At 35.5% G+C, this 21,528-nt stretch carries 20 protein-coding genes; 10 read left to right on the top strand and 10 right to left on the bottom strand.

All coding sequences use genetic code 11. The features are described from left to right. The 5 genes from BC6307_RS03840 to BC6307_RS03820 form a co-directional block, all read right to left on the bottom strand. A complete protein-coding gene (locus tag BC6307_RS03840) occupies nucleotides 1–741 on the bottom strand; it encodes an ABC transporter permease (protein WP_066419183.1) in 741 nt (246 codons plus the stop codon). Further along, nucleotides 716–1,636, bottom strand: coding sequence for an ABC transporter ATP-binding protein (locus BC6307_RS03835; RefSeq protein WP_066419185.1), 921 nt, complete (start codon nucleotides 1,634–1,636; stop codon nucleotides 716–718). Before BC6307_RS03835 ends, BC6307_RS03840 begins: the two co-directional genes overlap by 26 nt. Nucleotides 1,637–1,827: 191 nt before the next feature. Beyond that, nucleotides 1,828–2,688: a Cof-type HAD-IIB family hydrolase gene (locus BC6307_RS03830; RefSeq protein ID WP_066419187.1), complete on the bottom strand. Its 861-nt coding sequence runs from the start codon at nucleotides 2,686–2,688 to the stop codon at nucleotides 1,828–1,830. 414 nt (nucleotides 2,689–3,102) lie between these two features. Then, entirely contained in the window at nucleotides 3,103–3,459 is a 357-nt protein-coding gene (locus tag BC6307_RS03825) for a YlbF/YmcA family competence regulator (protein WP_066419190.1), read from the bottom strand. Nucleotides 3,460–3,594: 135 nt separating this feature from the next. Continuing rightward, on the bottom strand, nucleotides 3,595–4,728 hold the full coding sequence (locus tag BC6307_RS03820) for a DUF445 domain-containing protein (protein ID WP_066419196.1): 1,134 nt from the start codon (nucleotides 4,726–4,728) through the stop codon (nucleotides 3,595–3,597). 120 nt (nucleotides 4,729–4,848) lie between these two features. On the opposite strand from BC6307_RS03820, the gene BC6307_RS03815 reads away from it, so the two are divergent. The 8 genes from BC6307_RS03815 to BC6307_RS03780 all read left to right on the top strand — a co-directional run bounded on the left by BC6307_RS03815 (nucleotide 4,849) and on the right by BC6307_RS03780 (nucleotide 12,952). Continuing rightward, nucleotides 4,849–6,228 (top strand): YheC/YheD family endospore coat-associated protein, encoded by a 1,380-nt coding sequence (locus BC6307_RS03815; RefSeq protein ID WP_066419199.1) that lies wholly within the window; start codon nucleotides 4,849–4,851, stop codon nucleotides 6,226–6,228. Continuing rightward, complete coding sequence (locus BC6307_RS03810; RefSeq protein WP_066419202.1) at nucleotides 6,229–7,284, top strand: YheC/YheD family endospore coat-associated protein; 1,056 nt, start codon at nucleotides 6,229–6,231, stop codon at nucleotides 7,282–7,284. It abuts the gene before it with no gap. Next, nucleotides 7,281–8,639, top strand: coding sequence for a YheC/YheD family endospore coat-associated protein (locus tag BC6307_RS03805; RefSeq protein ID WP_066419205.1), 1,359 nt, complete (start codon nucleotides 7,281–7,283; stop codon nucleotides 8,637–8,639). The genes BC6307_RS03810 and BC6307_RS03805 overlap by 4 nt, the downstream gene beginning before the upstream one ends. 110 nt (nucleotides 8,640–8,749) lie before the next feature. Further along, nucleotides 8,750–9,892 carry a YheC/YheD family protein gene (locus BC6307_RS03800; RefSeq protein ID WP_169714867.1) on the top strand — a complete coding sequence of 381 codons (1,143 nt, stop codon included), beginning with the start codon at nucleotides 8,750–8,752 and terminating at the stop codon, nucleotides 9,890–9,892. A 383-nt stretch (nucleotides 9,893–10,275) separates the two neighbouring features. Next, nucleotides 10,276–10,488 carry a DUF5342 family protein gene (locus BC6307_RS03795; protein ID WP_066417137.1) on the top strand — a complete coding sequence of 71 codons (213 nt, stop codon included), beginning with the start codon at nucleotides 10,276–10,278 and terminating at the stop codon, nucleotides 10,486–10,488. 51 nt (nucleotides 10,489–10,539) lie between these two features. Continuing rightward, nucleotides 10,540–10,719 (top strand): hypothetical protein, encoded by a 180-nt coding sequence (locus tag BC6307_RS03790; RefSeq protein WP_066417140.1) that lies wholly within the window; start codon nucleotides 10,540–10,542, stop codon nucleotides 10,717–10,719. An 85-nt stretch (nucleotides 10,720–10,804) separates the two neighbouring features. Beyond that, a complete protein-coding gene (locus tag BC6307_RS03785) occupies nucleotides 10,805–11,731 on the top strand; it encodes a PucR family transcriptional regulator (RefSeq protein ID WP_066417146.1) in 927 nt (308 codons plus the stop codon). Between the two features lie 114 nt (nucleotides 11,732–11,845). After that, the gene (locus BC6307_RS03780; RefSeq protein WP_066417148.1) at nucleotides 11,846–12,952 is read left to right on the top strand and encodes an ABC transporter ATP-binding protein; all 1,107 of its coding nucleotides are present in this window, start codon (nucleotides 11,846–11,848) and stop codon (nucleotides 12,950–12,952) included. A 52-nt stretch (nucleotides 12,953–13,004) separates the two neighbouring features. On the opposite strand, the gene BC6307_RS03775 is transcribed toward BC6307_RS03780, so the two are convergent. Then, nucleotides 13,005–13,247, bottom strand: a complete 243-nt coding sequence (locus tag BC6307_RS03775) for a hypothetical protein (protein WP_066417150.1) — start codon at nucleotides 13,245–13,247, stop codon at nucleotides 13,005–13,007. Between the two features lie 332 nt (nucleotides 13,248–13,579). Here BC6307_RS03775 and BC6307_RS03770 point away from each other — a divergent pair, with 332 nt between their 5' ends. Beyond that, nucleotides 13,580–13,795, top strand: coding sequence for an alpha/beta-type small acid-soluble spore protein (locus tag BC6307_RS03770; RefSeq protein WP_066417152.1), 216 nt, complete (start codon nucleotides 13,580–13,582; stop codon nucleotides 13,793–13,795). Between the two features lie 200 nt (nucleotides 13,796–13,995). Here BC6307_RS03770 and BC6307_RS03765 read toward each other — a convergent pair whose 3' ends face one another. From BC6307_RS03765 to BC6307_RS03755, 3 genes are all read right to left on the bottom strand, one after another. Next, nucleotides 13,996–15,297 carry a hemolysin family protein gene (locus tag BC6307_RS03765; protein ID WP_066417155.1) on the bottom strand — a complete coding sequence of 434 codons (1,302 nt, stop codon included), beginning with the start codon at nucleotides 15,295–15,297 and terminating at the stop codon, nucleotides 13,996–13,998. Between the two features lie 121 nt (nucleotides 15,298–15,418). Next, entirely contained in the window at nucleotides 15,419–17,434 is a 2,016-nt protein-coding gene (locus BC6307_RS03760; RefSeq protein WP_094366270.1) for an ABC transporter ATP-binding protein, read from the bottom strand. 5 nt (nucleotides 17,435–17,439) lie between these two features. Continuing rightward, nucleotides 17,440–19,191, bottom strand: coding sequence for an ABC transporter ATP-binding protein (locus BC6307_RS03755; RefSeq protein ID WP_066417160.1), 1,752 nt, complete (start codon nucleotides 19,189–19,191; stop codon nucleotides 17,440–17,442). A 568-nt stretch (nucleotides 19,192–19,759) separates the two neighbouring features. Here BC6307_RS03755 and BC6307_RS03750 point away from each other — a divergent pair. Further along, on the top strand, nucleotides 19,760–20,770 hold the full coding sequence (locus BC6307_RS03750; protein WP_066417162.1) for a S66 family peptidase: 1,011 nt from the start codon (nucleotides 19,760–19,762) through the stop codon (nucleotides 20,768–20,770). A 261-nt stretch (nucleotides 20,771–21,031) separates the two neighbouring features. Here BC6307_RS03750 and BC6307_RS03745 read toward each other — a convergent pair whose 3' ends face one another. Then, a complete protein-coding gene (locus BC6307_RS03745; protein ID WP_066417164.1) occupies nucleotides 21,032–21,472 on the bottom strand; it encodes an NUDIX domain-containing protein in 441 nt (146 codons plus the stop codon). Between the last annotated feature and the right edge of the window lie 56 nt (nucleotides 21,473–21,528).

Raw genomic sequence — 21,528 nt, 5'->3', positions numbered from 1 at the left:
CTACACCGCCACTTCTTGTTTTTTCCTAATATAGGTTGATAATACCATAAATAAAAGGACGTAGGCAGTTAAAATCAGAATATTCATCACACTCGGATGCCCACCACGAATAATTTCCCACGCACCGTTTCCAAAGTTAAAAGATGGTAACCATTTTGCGATAGATTGGATAATACTAGGCATCAAATCGATTGGCATCCACATGCCACCAGAAATGGCTAATAACATATACATTAAATTGCTAACTCCTGCAGCCGTATCTACTTTCTTCATCGTTCCTACTAATACTCCTAGAGCAAGAAAAGGGATGGAAGCGCCTAATATCCAAACACCTGCATAAAGCCATTCACCTATCGATAACGATACCCCGTTAATTAGACCTCCCGCTAAAAAAATAACTATAATAGAGAATACATGAATGATAGACTGGCTAACCATTTTGGCAATAAAATAACTGTTATCAGATAGAGGCGTCACTTTTAGAAACATAGACCATCCTTTTGCTCGCTCTTCTACTATACGTATGCCTAATGTCAAAATTGCGGAGCCCATCACACTAAATGTAGTCATCGACATTAAATAATGAGCATGCCATTCTTCTTTATTTTCAATTCCTGTATTAAAAACATTTGTGAAAATAAAGTAAAACACGATAGGCATAAATAACGACCAGAAAACGTAATATGGGTTTCGTAAAATTCGAATGATTTCCGCTTTACATTGCGCCATTAATGGTTTCAACAACATCCACCTCCGTTAACGTTAATTGTTCAAACACATCATCTAGTCGACCTTGTTCTACTCGAATATCTTTTACGTTAAGTTTTTTATCAAACAAATAAGAAAGGATTTGATCGGTGTTGTCCGTTGTCACTACTATTCTTTCATCTTGTATGTGTACGTTTGAAACAAAAGGTTGACTTTTCAAGGCAGCAACATAATGATGATTTCCTAAGAAAGACACTGTTTGTTTTGAAACTTTTCTTTTTATATCTACCGTCGAGCCGTCCGCGATAATATTTCCTTTATGAAATAAAATAATGCGATCTGCCATATCGTCAGCTTCTTGTAAGTAATGGGTACAAAAAATAATCGTTTTCCCTTTTTCTTTTAGAGCTTGAATAGTTTTCCAAAAAGAAGATCGTGAATGTATATCCATCCCTACTGTCGGTTCATCTAAAAACAACAAATCAGGATTTCCTGCTAATGCTAATGCAAAAGATAATCTCCTCTTTTGACCTCCAGACAATTTATCCGCCCGCTTTTTTAAATCTCCTTCTTTTAACCCTGTTAAACTAACTAACTCTTCAAACGATAGTGGATGTGGATAATAACTTCGAAATAGCTGTATTACTTCCTTCACCTTTAACGCATCAATGATACTTACTTCTTGAAGCATTGCGCCAATTTTCTCCCTTACTTTACGATTACTTGGGGTATCATTAAACAATTGCACGTTACCAGTTGTTGGTTGCAGTAAACCTAACATCATTAATATCGTCGTTGATTTTCCAGCTCCATTTGGCCCAAGTATGGCAACTGACTCCCCACTATTTATAATAAAGCTGACATCATCTACTGCCTTTTTTCCTTTAAACACTTTTGTTACCCCTTCTACAGAAACTACTTTCTTCATTACGCCACCTCCTAAACTACTTTTATTATACAGAGGTGGTGGAGTTTCCTTTTAGTGGGTTATGTCATGAATACATATGACATTTGTCATTATTAAACTTTATAATGCCGGCTTACGGGCTCATGTCAAAAACATTAAACTTTTAGAATACACAAATAAAAAAGGACTCTATATAAGAGCCCTTTTCCATCCTATACTTTTAAGTCTTTCAAAAACTGAAGTCTTTGTTGTTTGCGAAAATGTTCTTTTATCATATAAGCTACACCTAGTTGATCATTCGAGCGGGTAATCCAATTTGCCGCTTGTTTTACTTTTGGAGAGGCGTTACCCATCGCTACCCCTAAGCCAGCTACTTCAATTAACGGGATATCATCTTCGTCGTCCCCAATGTACACCATTTCTTTCCATGAGATTTTCAAAATCTCTCCAAGAGCTAGCAATCCATCTAACTTTGTTCCGCCTTCTGGTAAAATATCAATTTTCCCATTTTTATGTTGGTGAACTTCTAAAGAAGGAAATGCTTTTTTAATCGTTTCATAAATAGTATTCACTTCGTCTTTATCTTTCGGGTATACTTCAATCTTTGGTGGTGCAATCGGATTATCTCTTAACGTATCCCCTAAAGACTCTACAAATTGAACTGGATAAATAATCGGATCATTAGCTCCAAAGACCGCGCGTGACATTAAATTATTGCCACCACGTAATCGATTTCCTATCGAAAACCGCTCATGCAAAACTCGTACTCTACAATCAAAATTTTCTAACACTTGAACAATATTAAACGTTTTCTCTTCTGTAATCCTTTTTACAACTAACGGCTGTTCCATCTTGGAAGCGATAAACGCTCCACCATGTGTAACAAGAAAGGAATCTAACTTCAACGCTCTCGCAATCTTTTGTGCAGAATAAAAATTGCGTCCAGTAACTAATGTGACATAAATTCCTTTATCTTTAACATATTGAATAGCATCTTTCGTCTCCTTAACGAGACGGCCATTCGATTTAAGTAATGTTTGGTCAATATTTATAGCTAACAGGCGATACATCATGGAGAATCCTCCTCAATCTAGGATGTTTGTACTTACTGTATGAGTATGAAAAACAGATAAAAAATAGAACAGTAAAATAGAAAAGTAAATGGTCTTTATTTAGCTATGTATATGTTTTTCGTTAGCGATATATATCTCCAATCCAGTTATAAATTTACAAGCAGAAACTAGCAGAAAGAGCGAGCATTTACTTATGGAAAGTCAGCGTAAAGCTAGCTGTGGTGCATAAAACTCTAGATTTGGTGCAATCACGAGAGGAAAGTGATGCAAACGGAAAATGGTGCATGAACCTATGAAAAGTCAGCATAAAAACTAGCGGAAGGCATGTCTGAAACGGACATACTATATTCCACACTCAATTTTCAATGCAGACAAACTAAAAAGCGTACCCCATAAGGCACGCTTTTTAAACAATTATCTATTTTCCACATTACTATAAAGCTCTTCTAAAGGCTTCATAATAATTTTATTTAACTCTTGTATAACCATGCTCATACGCTGTTCAGCTTGCATTAGTTGTGCAATTTTAGGATCTTGTTGCACAAGAGCAACTGTTTTTTGCGCTTGTTCTACCTCTTCTTGCGTAATTTCTTGACCTGACATTTGTTTTTGTTGCAGGTTTAATTGAATATTACGGAAGTTTTCAAACATACGTTTTGTTCCTTCATCAGCAAATACAGCTGCATAAAGGTCTTGTAGTTGCTTGAAATCATCGCTTTCACGAACAGCCTTTTCTAAATTATACGCTACATCATAAAGATTTGTAGACAAAAAATCATTCCTTCCTTTTTTGTCCTAATGGACATGATAGTGTTAGGGAAACTAATGCTTTCATAAGCAAATGTCTAACACATTCTTAAGAACCAAGTATAACAAACTACCCTTTCCCTTACAATAAAAACCAACCTATAAGAGCATCACGAATAGTCCTTGAATAAAACCAATCGATCCACCAAGAAGTGCTCCAAGATAGGTAATCATTTTCAACTCGCGTTTTGTAACGGACAACACAATTTCTTCTAATCGCTTAAGTGAAAATGATTCCACTTGCTCTTGCACTACATGGGCTAGCTGCAATTTTTCCAAAATAGCATCCAATTGATTAAGTAATCGCTCTGTTCCTAAACGAATCCCTCGAGGCAGTAATTCATTTACAATCCAAGGACGAATTGGTTCCGCTAACTGTTTAATCGATAGGTCCAAACAACGGTCTATATTTAAAATAGTATGTGCTAACGAATGAATAGTGCCTAATATAGCTTCTTTTGTTAGTTTATTTTCAACTTCCTCTACCCGATAAGCTTTAATCTTTTCCCATTCTTTATCTAGGAGTGCTTCAATCGTATCTGTCGTACCTTCATTTCTTAAAAACTTTAATACTTCTGGCTGTACTTTATCTACTAGGTTAACGTTTCCTAAAAACATTTGCATCATATTACCTAGCATTCCTTTTGAAGAAACAAAATCATTGATCAACTTTTGTAACTGGTATTTCCCTTCGTCACTTTCAAAATAAGCTTGTCCTTTTTGCACTATATAAGCAGCTACTAAAGGTATGTAGCTTTCTAATTTTTCCGCCAAATGCTGGGGCAAAATTTTAGATAGTTCCTTTTCTCCATACTCTTCCAACAGTTCGTCATATTTTTCTTCTACCCACTTTTCAAACTTACTATTTGTTAATGATTTAAAATCATCGACACCAAACGTTATCGCCAATTGTTGTAGTGTTTGTTCTGATTGTAACAGCTCATTAGTTTGCTTTATTACCCAATGGGTGATTTCTTCTTGAAAAGCACTATTCATCAACCTTCTTTTTACACTATCTGCCGTCAGCAAATGTTCCATAACTAAGCGACCAAGTTGTTCGGCAAGTTCATCCCGACGTTTCGGTATTAGCCCAGGTGTAAAAGGAAGCTTCCATTTCCCAATGTAAATTGGGTTATATGGTCTAAACAACATTTTGATTGCTAATAAATTCGTCATCCCTCCGATAAATGCTCCGATTATTACCATAATCGTTAATATTAATACTTCATTCATCAATCCATCAAACCTTTCTAATCACCTATTCTTTAACTTTTCATACGATATTTTATAAGCATTTGCCTATTTTTTTAAACCATTCACTACTTTTATACAAAGAGAAAATGAGGGACGTTTATGAAATACGTAGTCGGAAGAATCATTCCATACGCTCATCACAATGATACATCCACAATTTATTTAAGTGAAAAACTCGCTACCACTTTAAACATACCGTTTGAACTGCCCTTCATACAAGTACAATGTAGTCGGAATACATTGACAGTACCTCTCGTAATAATGAAAGGAGAGGAAGCCTTTGTTAAGATAGGGCAACAATCATTAGATCAGCTATATTTATTAAACGAAGAACGAACGTTTTTCCTCACATACAATTCTACTACTAATACAATATCAATTGGACCGATTATTGCATTAATGACAGAGATTTTAGAGGAAGAGCCAATTGATTTAAAATCGATTTCTCAATTTAGTATAGAGCTTACGAAGTACTCGGAAGAAGTTGGTGCCTTTTTTTACGTCTTTACATTACCACAATCATTAGCTGCACCATCGCTCGAAGGTTATGTGTTCACTAATAACGAATGGATAAAACATACGCTACCTTTCCCTCATATCATACACAACCGACTTCATAAAAGGAAGAACGAAAAGAGTAACGTTTTTTTATCGTTTACAGAACAGTTGAAAGACTGGAATGTGCCGTACTTTAATGAATCGTTTTTAGATAAATGGACTGTATATTACCATTTACAAGAAGCAGAACATTTAAAACCATATTTACCCGAAACAGAATTGTATAATAAAGAAACGATAATAAATTGGTTAGAGAGAGAAGAAGTTATCTTCTTAAAACCAATTAACGGGAGTCAAGGAAAGCATATTTTAAAGATTGAAAAAGAGGATGAAAGTTTTATTGTTTCGCACTCTTCCTTTCAACAAGAAAAGAAACATTATTTAAACACAGCAAAAGAAGTCATCAACAGACTTTCACCTTATGTAACAAGAAGAGACTATCTTATTCAAAAAGGAATTCCGCTGTTTCAAGTAGAAGGCAAACCTGTTGATTTTCGGTACCTATGTCATCGAACGGAAAATGATCGTTGGAAAATCACTTCATCTGTTTCACGTATCTCGAAGCCCGGCCAGTTTGTCTCAAACATTGCCCAGGGCGGTCAATTGTCTACCGTACAACAAGCATTACGTGCCTCCTTTTCTAAAGAAGAGATAAAACATTTGCAAAAACATATGAGATCTTTAGCGATTGACGTAGCTTATGAAATTTCAAGTGTAGCAACCGGAATGTATGCAGAACTTGGAATTGACCTCGCTATTGATATAGATGGTAAACCTTGGATTATCGAAGTAAATACGAAGCCTTCTAAAAATGTAGACGGTGATGAACAAACAACAGCTATTCGACCATCTGCAAAGGCTATCATATTATATTGTTTATATCTTGTTCATGAAACAACGAAAGAAGGGAGAGTCGAATAAATGACAGCTTTTTGCATTCTAGCTTTCACTTCTCCAGTTAAAAGTAAATATTTCACTCATATCGCCCAACATGCAGAGAAATTAGGTGTAACTGTATATCACTTAACACCAAAGAATCTAACACTGACTTCCGTTGATTCGGTTACTGGTTATAAATATGAATGCGGCACATGGGTGCCAACGACATTCTCTCTTCCGAACTATGTATACGACCAATGTTACTATGCAACGAAAAGAACAAAAGCTTACAAAGCAAGGGTAAAATGGTTAAAAGAGAAACGAAAAATAACCTTTATAGGAAACGGGTTACCAAACAAATGGGAAGTTTTTCAGGCAGCTATGAAGGTTTCAACGTTACAGCCTTATTTTCCATTCACTACAAAAGCGACGGAGGATACTATTTTTTCCTCGCTAAAACAATATAAAACGATTTTATTAAAGCCTGTAGATGGGCTACAAGGGAACGGAATTATAAAACTTCACGATTCATTCCTTCATATTAGAGCTACTTTAGTAAATAATGGTGACGAAATAACGAAAGATTTTATGACACATGAAGCTTTATTAGCATGGATTTTTCAAGAAAAGAAAGAGTATATTATTCAACCATTTTTACCGTTACAAGATGAACTAAATCATCCGTTCGATCTGCGTATTTTGCTTCAAAAAAATGAAAATGGCAAGTGGGAAGAAAGAAAGCGAGTTATTCGAAAAGGAAAACAACATACTTTCACTTCTAACATTGGAAGTGGTGGCAGCGTTATCGCATATGAAGATTGGCGTTTAGATATTCCTCCTTTTTTTGAGCAATCGATTCAAGAAATAATCCATCAATTACCATTATGTATTGAAAAGCAATTTCTTCCCTTGTTTGAACTCGGAATTGATATCGGAATTTCTCCTGATTATTGCCCATACATTTTAGATATAAATTCTAAGCCTGGGCATAAAATTATGGAAACATCCACAGAGGAGCAAAAAGAAAAAGTGTATGAGGCACCAACTAAATATGTACTCTATCTTGATCAATTGAAAGAATGGAGGAAAAATCGATGAAGGTATTATCTACCTTAAAAGTATCAAAACAACTAAACGAAAAAACGATTTCTGTTCCAGAAACATTTAACCATAAAAAAATTGATTTTATTTCATTCGGAACCATTACATTAAAGGTTAATATAACGTACCATAACGGTCCAATGTTATTAATTTCCGAAGATGTCTTTCAGCATCTAAAAATTCCGTATGAAAACAAAATACACTTTTTTATTTACGAAAACACAATACATGTCGGACCTTTAGTCGGAGTATATACTGCAGGATTCACGAGTTCACTCGTTCGCCCAATTGGAGAGAGATCGTTATTTTTCTCTAAACTTCTTTCAGCTGATAGAAAAGTTGGGGCATTTATGTTTCTTTTCGGTCCGAAACATATTAAGTGGGACGAAGGGGTTATTGATGGTTTTCTGTTTACCGATAAAGGCTGGTGTCAACAAGAGCTTCCCTTCCCACATGTTATATATGACCGACTGCCAAATAGAAAGACGGAAAACCACTCTTTACTTAAAGAAACAAAAGAACGCTTACAACAACAGTATCTTATCCCTTGGTTTAACCCTGGATTCTTTAACAAATGGGAAGTTCACCAAAAGCTTTCGTTAGAAGAAAACATCTCTCATTATTTGCCTGAAACACATTCAAAAATTTCTATTACGTTATTAGAAGAGATGTTATCTCGGTACCCGTTTGTTTTTTTAAAGCCTTCTAACGGTAGTCTCGGATTAGGTGTTTATAAGATTGTCTATCATCGCGAAGAAAATTATTATTATTGTCGTTATAAAGATGAAAAAATGCAAAATCGACTCCAACGATTTTCTTCGCTAGAAAAGTTGCTAGGACGCATTTTAGCTGGAAAGGATTTAAACCAATATATTGTCCAGCAAGGGATTGCGTTATGGAGGATTAACGACACACCAGTAGATTTCCGCGTTCATACGAATAAGAATGAAAATGGGGATTGGGTCGTAAGCGCCATCGCTGGTAAGTTAAGTGGAAAAGGAAGTATTACGACACATTTAAATAGTGGTGGGATCGTTCGAGTTCTAGATGATATATGTAAAGATGATCAAGAGTTTGTCGAAACTAAGCGGTTATTAGAAACAGCAGCTATACAACTTAGTATGTCGTTAGATCGACAAATGAAAGGGTATATTGGTGAAATTGGTTTTGATTTTGGGATAGATAAAGAGAAAAAGATTTGGCTTTTTGAGGCAAACTCAAAGCCTGGCCGTTCTATTTTTCACCTTTCTAAACTACGAACAGAAGAATTAGAAACGAGAAAATTACCTTTACAATATGCTTTATATTTAACAGAACAATCCCTACATTCTTTACAGGTTGTGGAATCATGAAAATCTTTTACGATTTAAAGAATAACGAATGGTTTCACACCCTCCCATCTGAAACAGTTTTTTCTATAGGTGAAAAAAATAAATCTGTACGGTTCGACAGGAGACAATCATTGAAAGATTGCCTCCCTTTTCACGTTCGAAGGAAAGGTCAAAAAGTTGGCCCTGTAATTGGAATACTAGTAAGCAATAAACAGAATAAGTTTTATGGTAACATCCCGCTTTTCAATCGAATCCAGCGCAAACTTTTTGAGTTGGGCGGATTTTCCGTCTGTTTTCCAATCGATCAATTATTACGCGGAAACCTTTCCGGCTATTGTTATATCCCTTCAACTAATCATTGGATATCAATAAATGATTTAGTCCCTGACGCTTTTTATAATCGTCTGTTACGAGATGACGAACACAAACTTAAGTTATTAAGTGAAATGTATACTACCCCCTTTTTTAATCGACAGTTTTTCGATAAATGGGAACTTTATTCTGTATTAAGCCAAGATAATTTGCTTGAAAAGCACCTCCCAAAAACGTTGTTATTAACAGATTCCAATTTTAATGAGTATTTAAATACCTACTCTTCCTTTTATGTGAAAGAAAGAGAAAGTTCGAAAGGAGCGGGGATTTTTTTAGTTGAGAAGGAAAGAGAAAACATTATAATCCAAACAGTCGAAAAAAAGTTCGTATTTTACAATGTTAAAGAGGCTTGGGATTTTTTAAAAAAGCATACAAACGACTGTATCATTCAAGAAACAATTCCTTCACAGCGTTGGCACGGAAATAAGTTTGACTTACGACTATTCGTTCATTTTATTGATGGAAATTACGAAATTAGCGGCACAGGCGTTAGAGTATCACATGGCCAACAAATTACAACACATGTACCAAATGGAGGAATGGTTGGTACATTGAACGAATTGCCTATCACAATCGACTCCCCCCTCTTACAAGCTTTAATGAATAATTGCGGAAAACTTTTAACTAAAAAAATTTCGTTCGTTGGAGAGTTTTCTGCCGATATCGGAATCACTCCAACTGGCCATTACTACATTTACGAATTAAATTCAAAACCGATGGACTTCGATGAACCAATCATAAAACAAAAAGGTACCGAAAACTTAATACACACTTTTTACAACTTCACCTCCTTTCCATGGAGGAATCATAAAACATTTGTCGAAAATAAAAAAAGAAACAACCAAAAAAATTCTATATTAATAAAAGAAATAGTAAAAGTAAAAACAAATCGATTACCGTAAGTAGAACAGACTAACCTAACCAACATGACTATTTTCAAGTTACCCACCGTGAAAGAGAATTATTTAACCATGAAGTTTGAAAATAGGCCAGTTCTACTGAAAATTGTGATTGTAGTGATTATGTTTAAAACCGTGAGTGAATCGGAGCGAAGGACATTTGACTCCTCGAAAATGCTATCGCATTTTCTTCGTGCGATGTAATGCTGCCGAAGCCTTCCTTGTCCTGCGGGAGTAGCGTGAGCCTTGAGACCCCGCACGAGCGTAGCGAGGAGGAGGCTCAAGCCACGCCCGCGGAAAGCAAATGTCCGTAGCGAAGAGGAACGGACTAACTTTAACTTTATCTTATTTTTCCAAGTAGCATCTTAAAAAAGGAGACAACAAAAATGATTACACACTTCACATATGAACCATTATTTGAAAACAAACAACTACCAGGATGGAAAATCTCCTTCTATTATCAACAACAACCTCATAAAGCAATTTACCATAAAAACGGTGAAATAGAATGGCAAACAGAACATTCCTTTACCGAAAAAATCGAAGACGAACTAAAAAAACAAATACACGAATTAATGCTATTTCACGTTTACGAATAATACACAAAAACTTCCTGTACATACTAACAGTATGGAAGGAGGCTTTTTCTTTTGAAAAATAAAAAAGACAAAAATTCATCACAATACGAAGGACGCGACCAATACTACGTAGACATCGACCGGATGATAAATGAAGGCCTTGCTGGTGGTTCCGTTTTCGAAAGAGAAGAATATACAAACATTGATGAAGCACGTGAATTACCGAAAGAAGACGAACCAAATGAAAACTAGTGGTTACAACACCACTAGTTTTTTATTTCTTCTTGAGCAACTGATATAATATAAGTATTACTCTGAGATAGAAAGGATCCGTTTTATGTTACGTTCCCTTCAACAACTATATAAAGACCAACTACTTATAACGGACGAACCGATGAATTTTGAACAATACAATTGGTTCTGTTACAACGATCAATATATCGGCATATTAAAAGCAAGCATCGCCCCAAGAGAATTGCAATTATTACATACGTTTATGGAGCCTGTTAGTGAAAAGCCATTTCATTTATCTGAATTAGAAAAATGGTGGCATTCCTTCTTATATAATCGTAATGAAATGGATGTGGAATTAATGGAACAAGAGCTATTATTTAGTGAAAATGACATGTTTCGTTTTATCCAATTCCGTTTTTCAAAACCATTTCAGCTAAAGAAAAATTGGAAGGAAGCGATGGGTGCTTTTTTCGAACCAAGTATTGAAATAATTTGGACAAGTCATCAATCAGGAGTCATTATTGAGAGAGATACGTCTACAGAAGAAGATGTTGATTTTATAAATATAATTGAAACAACAGCGAGTGATTTTTACGAAAACTTAAGGCTATTCGTAGGTAGTTTTCATCCATTTTCTGAAAAAACGACTCAGTTTTTTCAACTAGAAGAAACATGCTTCCAAATCGCGTTGACTTATAACAAAAAACAGTCTATCTATTCATTAGAAGAAACGATGCCTTACTTATTAATAGATCAATTAGATGACAACATTTTACAACTAATGAGAGATTCTTTTCTCCACTCCTTTCCGATGGAAGAGGATGATTTATTGCAAAACGTTAAAGTTTTTATCGAAAATAATTTAAACGTTTCTTTAACTGCCAAAAAACTATACTTGCATCGAAATAGTGTTCAATATAGAATCGATAAATTTATTGAAAAAACAGGACTTGATATAAAAAACTTTCAAGGTGCGTTTTTAGCTTACCTTGCAATACTATTAATAGAAGCGGACCGAAATGGTGGGTAACTTGCACAAAGCAGTTACCCATTTTTTGTGCAAGTTGTACATTGTTGTATCCGGTTACATTTAGTAGACTTTATTTAGAAAGAAAACGATTTCAATTACGAGGGGGCTATTAAAATGGCTGAAATTAAATTAGAAAATATTTATAAAATATATGAGGGAGACGTTACAGCAGTTTCCGATTTCAACTTACACATTCAAGATAAAGAGTTTATCGTATTCGTAGGTCCATCTGGGTGTGGTAAATCTACAACACTTCGTATGATTGCTGGTCTTGAAGAAATTTCAAAAGGAGAATTCTTCATCGATGGAAAGCTAATGAATGAAGTGGCTCCAAAAGACCGTGATATCGCGATGGTATTCCAAAACTATGCGCTTTATCCACATATGAGTGTTTATGATAATATGGCATTCGGATTAAAGCTTCGTAAATTTCCAAAAGAAGAAATTGATCGTCGCGTAAAAGAGGCAGCAGCTATTCTTGGATTAGAAACATATTTAGACCGTAAGCCGAAAGCTCTATCCGGCGGACAGCGTCAACGTGTTGCGCTAGGTCGTGCAATTGTTCGTGATGCAAAAGTTTTCTTAATGGATGAGCCTTTATCTAACTTAGACGCGAAACTACGTGTTCAAATGCGTGCAGAAATTTCTAAACTTCACCAACGTTTAAAAACAACTACTATTTACGTAACACATGACCAAACAGAAGCAATGACAATGGCTACTCGTCTTGTTGTAATGAAAGATGGTCTTATTCAACAAGTTGGTTCTCCGAAAGAAGTTTACGAAAACCCTGAAAACGTCTTTGTTGGTGGATTTATCGGTTCACCGGCTATGAACTTCTTTACGGCTAAATTAGCTGATGGTACAGCTACGATTGGATCACAATCTATTACTGTTCCAGAAGGAAAAATGAAAATGCTTCGTGATCAAGGTTACGTTGGAAAAGAGATCATTCTTGGTATTCGTCCAGAAGATATTCATGACGAGCCTGTATTTATAGACGCTTCTCCTGGAACAAAAATTACTGCAGAAATCGAAGTGGCAGAACTACTTGGAGCAGAATCAATGCTTTATTCACAAATTGAAGGTCAAGAATTTGTTGCACGTGTTGACTCTCGTACAGATATTAAACCTCAACAAAAAATTGAACTTGCACTAGATATGAACAAAGCACACTTCTTCGATGTAGAATCTGAACTACGTATTCGTTCTAAAGCGTAATATACTTGAATCATAAGACTGTTCTTTGCATACGTAAAGAACAGTCTTTTCCTTATTCATTAATAGTAATAACTATATCTGTCATACAAGCTGGACATTGCATTAAATGAAGACAATCTCCATTTTCAAAAGAATGATTAAAGCCATCCTCTAATTTCATTAAATCTATTTCCATGTAAGCACTATAGTCATCAAAATAATCACTAAGTTTGCCTGTGTCTTCCATCATTGTTCCACATTTATTACATGGATAGGATATAGTTTGAAAGCCATTGCATAATGGACAAATTGCCATGTTACCCCTCCAATATAGGTAAGTACCTATCGTTACTATATATTCTTATTTTCCTCGTCCTTTTTACGTTTATCCATGTAAGTATTTATTTTTTTCCTTACTGCATCCTTAGTCTATTTACATTTAAATAAATTCCACTAATTTCCTTATATTTTTTTGAATAAGAAGATTACAAAACTCTAATAATACAATTAACATCAAGCAAACAACAACTTTCACAAACAACTTATTACATTGGACCAAGCCGAGAAGGCAGCACAACTTAGTGCAAATGCTGGTGCGATTCCAGCTGGTCCAACCATATTAAAAAATTACGAGGAGATGAATCAAACATGGCAAATCAATCATCTAGAAGTAATTCGTCAAATCAATTAGTAGCACCTGGAGCTCAAGCAGCAATCGATCAAATGAAGTATGAGATCGCTTCTGAGTTTGGTGTAAATCTTGGAGCAGACACTACATCACGTGCTAACGGTTCTGTAGGTGGAGAAATTACAAAACGTTTAGTACAAATGGCTGAGCAACAATTAGGTGGCGGCAGCTTCTAATAAAAATTTAATACTAATGGCTATGAAGAGGCACCTTTTAAAAGGTGCCTCTTTCCCTTTTACTTTTCATTACTAAGAGATTTAGTTAAGGCTACATTAGTTTCCTTTTTAACTGATCATTTTATGTGGCATTAGCAAAAAGCAAAAAAAGGCCTAGCGCACCAAATGCGATTTTCACATTACGGAGTGCTAGGCACTTTTTATTCGTCGTTCAAATTCTCTTCTTCCTCATCACATGGAACATTTTCGTCCGATATTTCTACTAAAACTTTTCTGATTCGTCTTCCTTCTACTTCATGTATAGTTAGTGTTATATGCTCGAAGGTAAATTGTTCACCAATTGTTGGAATTCGATCAAAGTTTTCGAATAGCCAACCACCTAATGTATGGCTTGACTGGTTCATTTTGTCATAGTCCATACCCATTTCTTCATAGAAATCTTCTAAAGGAATGTCTGCATTAAATTCATATTTACAGTTATTTATTTTTATAAAATCACGTACCTTCTCATCATGCTCGTCCCATATTTCCCCAACCAATTCTTCAAGAATATCTTCAAGTGTGACTAAGCCAGCAGTTCCTCCAAACTCATCAACAACAATTGCCATATGCACTTTATTTTTTTGTAACTGAGGTAATAGTGTCGCAATTTTCATCGTTTCCACTACAAAAACAGGAGTTCTTAATAGCTCTTGTATTTTTACATGTTCGGTTTGAATGAGATTACTTAAAAACTCTCTTTCTGAAAGTATCCCGATAATATTATCAATATGGTCCTCATAAACAGGAATCCTTGAATATCTTTCTTCTAAAAAGACATCTCTAATTTCCTCTAACGGTTGATTCACTTCAACAGCAACGATATCTATTCGAGGTTTCAAAATTTCTCCTACTGTTATATCATCAAACTCTAACGACCGATACACTAACTCTTTTTCGTTGTAATTTAGAACGCCTTCTTCTTGACTAATATCTACCATTACTTTAATTTCTTCTTCTGTAACGGATGGAGTATCATTATTTCCCCCTTTAAACAACTTACTTACAAAACGTCTTAAATAAACAAACATTATCGTAATCGGTGCGAATAACTTCATTAGGAAAAGTAAAATTCCTGATATTTTTAGGGAATATGGTTCTGCGTACTCTTTAGCTAATGACTTTGGTAATATTTCTCCAAAAATTAAAATGAGCACTGTCATCACAAGGGTTGAAATTAAAATACCTGCCCCTGCCCCAAATAAATCTGTTGCGACCTTTGTCGAAATGGAAGTAGCAGCAATATTAACGAGATTATTTCCAATTAATATCGTTGATAATGAACGGTCAAAGTTGTCAACAATGTAAAGTGCTTTTTTACTCCCTTTTCGGCCAGATTCTTCATAATTCCGTAATCGTATTTTATTGACACTAGAAAAAGCTGTTTCTGCTGATGAAAAAAATGCAGATAACATTATTAATAGAACTAACGTTAGTATCAATCCCGTAGATAATTCTTCCAAAGGAGTTCCCCTCCATTTTGGTTTAATATTCTCCTTTTATGCTTTCCAAAAGAAAGGTTCCCTATGAAAAGAGTTTAACCAAATGAAAACAGGGCGCAATAATTAATCACGCCCTGTCTCCTTATCCTGCTAAATGATTTTTCCCTTTTTGTAATTCGTACATTTGATAATAAATTCCTTTTCGAGCCATTAGCTCTTCATGATTACCTCGTTCCACAATTGCTCCTCGATCTAACACTAAAATTTGGTCTGCATTTTTAATAGTCGAAAGTCGGTGGGCAATAATGAATGTTGTTCTGCCTTTTTTCAATACTTCTAGAGCTTGTTGAATAACGGCTTCTGTTTCTGTATCAATGCTTGCAGTCGCTTCATCTAGAATAAGAATAGCTGGGTTAAATGCAAGTGCCCGGGCGAAGGAAATTAATTGACGTTGACCAGAAGATAATGTGCTACCTTTTTCTAAAACAGGTTCGTCTAATCCTTTCGGTAACTTAGAGATAAACTCCATCGCTCCGACATCTTGTAATGCTTTTTCCACTTTTTCTCTCGTAATTGTCGGATCCTCTAAACTTACATTCGATTCAATTGTGCCTGAGAAAAGAAATGGATCTTGAAGCACGATCCCCATATGCTGTCTTACTGCTTGCTTTGGTAACGAAGCAATATCAATACCGTCAATTTTTATCGTTCCTTCTTGTATATCATAAAAGCGGAACAATAAGTTCATTATGGAACTTTTCCCACTTCCTGTATGTCCTACAAGCGCTACTGTTTCTCCTTTATTAGCAGTGAAATCAATATCCTTTAAAACATATTCGTTCTCTTTATAACCGAATGACACATGCTCGAACGATACATTTCCGTCGTAACGAGGATATTTTTCATCGGAAACGTCAACACCGACTTCATCCATCAATTCAAATACTCGAACCGCGGACACACGCGCTGTTTCTAAGTTTGCTAATTGATTTGCCATCCCTGAAATGGGTCCGAACATTCTTCCTAAATAATCAACAAATGCATATAGAACCCCTAGTGATAACACTGTTCCAATTTGAAGCGAAGCACCGCCAAAGTACCAAATCAGTGCAACGAAAGCGATATTTCTTAACACTCCAACTAAATTATGAGAGGTTAATGAATTTAAGCTTAATAACTTATTTTGAAACGTAAAATATTGTTCATTTAAGTTTTCAAACTCCTCTTTCGTCCGCTTTTGACGACGAAACGCTTGAATAATTCGCATCCCTGAAATAGATTCATTAATATATCCATTAATATCGCTAAGGAGCGAACGAATTTTATGATTATATACAGAGGCAATTTTTCGATATACGTAAAACCAAATCACTAAAATCGGCAGTAATAATAACGTAATCGCAGCTAGATTTACATCGAGTAAAAATAGGGCAATGTAAATACCGGTAATATAAATAATACTCGAGAAGAAAGTTGCCAGCACTGTTACATATAATTCTTTTATCGTTTCGGTATCATTTGTAATGCGAGAAACAACTTTTCCTGCTGGTAGGTGATCAAAGTAGGAAATTGGCAATTTTTGAATTTGCCCAAACACATCCTCACGCATTTTTTGAATAATTCGGTTCGCTGATGATTGTAAATAATAGCTTTGCCCGTATTGAAAAAATGCCGAGACGACAAGTAACCCAAAATAGAGTAAAACTAAATAAATGATATATTTTACTTCTGGATTGTAAAATGATAATAATTCGTCACTAGAAAGATGTGTCGCCTCATACTCTACTCGCTCATCTCCTCTAGCGATCACTACTTTCCCATCCTCTACTGACCTTTCTCCTTCTAACGTAACGGATTGTGGAATGAAATAAAACTCTCTACCAATTTGAAGAATTTTACTCCGGTTATCTGGCATACTTTCTGTAGCCCTGTCTTCTCTCAAAAAGTATTGGCCGTTGTATTCAACACTATCCGTTGTTTTTTCCTCTACTAATACCCATTCTTTTTCGATTCCCATTATGTGCTGATCGATAATTCTTTTGGCAATAAAAGGACCTGTTAATTCTGTTGCAACCGCAACGGATAACATGAGAAGCGCTATAATAATAATTTTCTTTTGCGTTAGTGCATATTGAAATAAACGCTTTCCAGCTTTTATTTTTTTCATGATACCACCTCACTTCCTTCAGACACTTGCTGGCGCTCGTATTGCTCTTTATACCAGCCACCATGTGCCATCAGCTGGTCATGTAAACCAGCTTCTACAACTTTACCGTCATCTAGCACGACAATCCAATCAGCATGTTGTACTGCTGATAGGCGATGTGTTGTAATAATCGTCGTTTTTTCGTTTCGTTCTTTTCTAATATTTTCAATAATTTTTGCTTCTGTTTTTGCATCTACTGCTGATAGGGAATCATCTAAAATTAATATTTCAGGGTCGGCAATTAACGCCCGAGCAATCGAAATACGTTGTTTTTGTCCACCTGATAACGAAACACCTTTTTCTCCGACAAGTGTTTGTAATCCATCTGGTAACATTTCTAAATCTTTTTCAAAAGCAGAAAGTTGTATCGCTTTTTGTAAATCAACTTCAGTTGCAGTTTCTTTACCGAATAAAATATTTTCTTGAACTGTTCTTGAAAATAAAATATGATCTTGCGGTACATAGCCAATCCAGCCCTGAATAGTATGCAATGATATTTTTTCAAGTGGTGTACCGGCAATAAATATTTTACCCTCACCGAGTTTGTATTCTCTCAACAATTGCTTCACTAACGTCGATTTACCACTACCTGTTTTCCCAACGACACCTAACGTTTCTCCTTTTCTTAAATGAAACGAAACACCATTTAAACTCGGATTAGTTCCAGACGGATATTGAAAAGTTACGTTTTCGAATTCAATCTCAGTTGGAGCAATTTCCGTTATCGGTTGCTCGGCATCATAAACGTCCGATTTATAAGCTAGAGTTTCATTCACTCGATCTAATGAAGCATTTCCTCGCTGCATAACGTTAATTAATTCTCCAATAGCAAACATTGGCCAAATCATCATTCCTAAATAGACGTTAAAAGCAACTAGCTGACCGATTGTAATTTGTTGATGGAAAACTAAATATGCCCCGTATCCAAGTCCGATTAAATAGCTGGCACCTACTAACAGTTTTATCGTCGGGTCAAATAACGAATCAATCACTGCTACTTTCAAATTTTTCTTAAACACATCGTCCGTCATATTGTGAAAACGGCTTTGGTCCGCACGCTCTTGCACGTAAGCACGAATTACACGCACTCCTGCGATCGACTCTAGCACTTTATCGTTCATTTCACCGAATGAATCTTGTGCTTCAGTGAACCGTTTGTGAATTTTTTTCCCGTAAATATTCATCGCTAGTGCCATTATCGGCAATGGGATAATTGCTGCAAGTGTGAGCTTCCAGCTAATTAAAAAGCCCATTGTACAAAGGATAATTAACATATACACACTCGAATCAACTAATGTTAATACACCAAAACCAGCTGTTATAGAGATTGCGCGCAAGTCATTTGTTGAGCGTGCCATTAAATCACCAGTTTTATTCTTTTCATAGAAGGTTGGTGTCATTTTCAACAAATGTCCCATTAAACTTCTTCTTAATAACCTCTCGACTAAAAAGGAACCCCCGAATAATTTATAGCTCCACATATACGTAATCCCATAAATAACAAGTGCTAGTAAAAATAAAAAGCCTACATACTGAATTAATTTTTCAGAAGTTAAAGTGCCAACATGAATTTCATCGATCGCATGCCCAATCATTCTTGGCGGGATTACTTCTAAAATCCCGACGACAATTAGTAAACATATCGCTATTGTATATCGCTTCCAATATTGTTTAAAAAACCAACTAAGTTTTGTAAGTACTGATAACATACTATCTTACCCCCTTGATCGAACAGTCGACCATTTTGTATTCGCTACCCTGAATCTGCCGTTCCTTCATACATAAGTCTAATAACAAATAAATTTTGCATAATGCTCTCCTCCTAAATTTGTTTTAAATATATCCAAAAAGCTCGAAAGGCTTTGTTGGTAAAAAAAGGATGTAGATGAAGACAAAAAAAGACACACCGAACGAAAGTCGGTATGCCGATATTAAAACATATAAAAAGCACACGTCACGTTCTGTTAGCGTGACCTGTGCTAAAATAGGTAATTTGAAATGATGATAGTACTCCCTTGTGTTTACAACGGAGAGCTAGATGAGGACAGGTCACGAATTTTATTAAGTTTGTCATTCATTACGTTTAATACAATAGATTTTTTCATGTTCGTGTACCTCCCTTTCTCCATTTTTTAATTAGTAGTAAATTCCACTTTTCCACAATAACACCGTGGACAAGTTATTGTCAATTACTAATTTTAAAAATATTTTAAATTATATATTGCCCAAATACTCTTTCCTTGTTAAAATCGTAAAAAGCTCAAGGGGGAATTTTCCATGTTTTATCCACATTTACGTGAAGGGGCTACTATTGGAGTCACAGCACCATCTTCTGGTGTGCAAGAAGTTTTACATTCTTTGTTGGATCAGGCACAAAAAAGACTAGAATCAGAAGGATTTACTGTGAGGTTCGGAAAAACAGTAAAAACCCAACATAAAGCAAAGTCTGCACCAGCTAAGGTGAGAGCAGATGAATTAAATGCCATGTTGCAAGACGATGGAATCGATACGATCATCCCACCATGGGGCGGGCAATTGTTGATTGAAATACTGCCGTATGTTGATTTCGTAAAAATGAAGCGAAAATGGATACTCGGATATTCCGATACAAGTGTTTTGTTATTAGCAACGACATTAAAAACAGGGATTGCAACGGCACACGGCACTAACTTAGTAGATTTACGAGGAGAATATTCCGACGAAACAACCGCCATGTGGAAACAAGTGCTACAAACAAAAGCTGGAGAAGCAGTAATTCAACATTCATCAGAGCTTTTCCAAAAACAGTGGCAACACGGCAACCCTACTCCTCACATTTTTCATTTAACCGAAAAAACGGAATGGAAAACAGTGAACGGTAAAGATGTAACCGTGAAAGGTAGAATACTTGGTGGGTGTGTAGATGTTATTCGCCACTTAATTGGTACACCTTTTGGCGATGTGAAAGCATTTCAAGAACAATTCACAAACGGCGAACCGATTCTTTGGTACTTCGAAAACTGTGAGCTTTCGACAACAGACTTAAGAAGGTCGATAGTTCAAATGAAATTAGCAGGTTGGTTTAATAATTGTTCAGGAGTCTTATTCGGAAGAAGTCCAGCAAATGAACCAGTGGACGGGTATACGGTTGAGGATGTATATGAAGAGATAGCTTCTGAACTGGAAGTACCGGTTGTGTATGACATAGATTGCGGGCATGTTCCTCCTCAAGTAACGTTAATTAATGGAGCGATGGCGGAAGTAGAAGTTAAAGAAGGAAAAGGAACGATTATACAAAAGTTTATATAATATAATTTATCAACATCGGGATTTTATTTATCAAAGAGTTCTAAAGGGTGGAGTGTATTAGCTAAGTATTTTTATACCGTGGAGAAAGCCGAAATAACTTACGATGTCGTAGCTTAAATAACAACTAGTTAGAAAAACATTTAGCAGACTAAATGGTGCTGTCCTAAAAGTCCAGTTGAGACTGACTTTTAGGACTTTTAAGTTTGTTATCCTAATAAGGGTTTAAAATTTTTATTAGCAGTTAGTATAGATCTCTATTAATTAACGAATGAACGCCATTTCCCTATTAGAAAGAGCATCCTTTAACCATCGGGGATGCATTTTCAATAAATCTTGCGGTAAATTATCTGGACTGAAAAATTTTATTTCAAGTGATTCATCAGAATTACGTCTAAGTTCTCCGCCTGTAATTTCAGCAAGAAAACAAGTTGTTATAAAATGTACTACTTTACCATTTGGATATGCAAACACCTGTGAATTAGGCTCAGAGTACACACCAATAAGTTTTTTTATTTTTATATCTAAGTTAGTTTCCTCTTTTACTTCTCTAATAGCTGCTTCAGAAACTGTTTCTCCAATTTCTATATGTCCTGAAGGAATACCCCATAGCTTTACATCAGCTCTTTTCTGTAACAAAACTTGTTTTTCCCCATTCAAAATAATAACTGCTACACCTGCTTTTAATTCATCAATTCTTTTCATTTAATAAACCTCCCTTAAAATAATAAAAAAGGTCCGAGGGGATAAGGATTTCAACG

This window comes from Sutcliffiella cohnii (assembly GCF_002250055.1).
GTDB lineage: Bacteria > Bacillota > Bacilli > Bacillales > Bacillaceae_I > Sutcliffiella > Sutcliffiella cohnii.
This window is presented reverse-complemented; position numbering and strand designations above follow the sequence as displayed.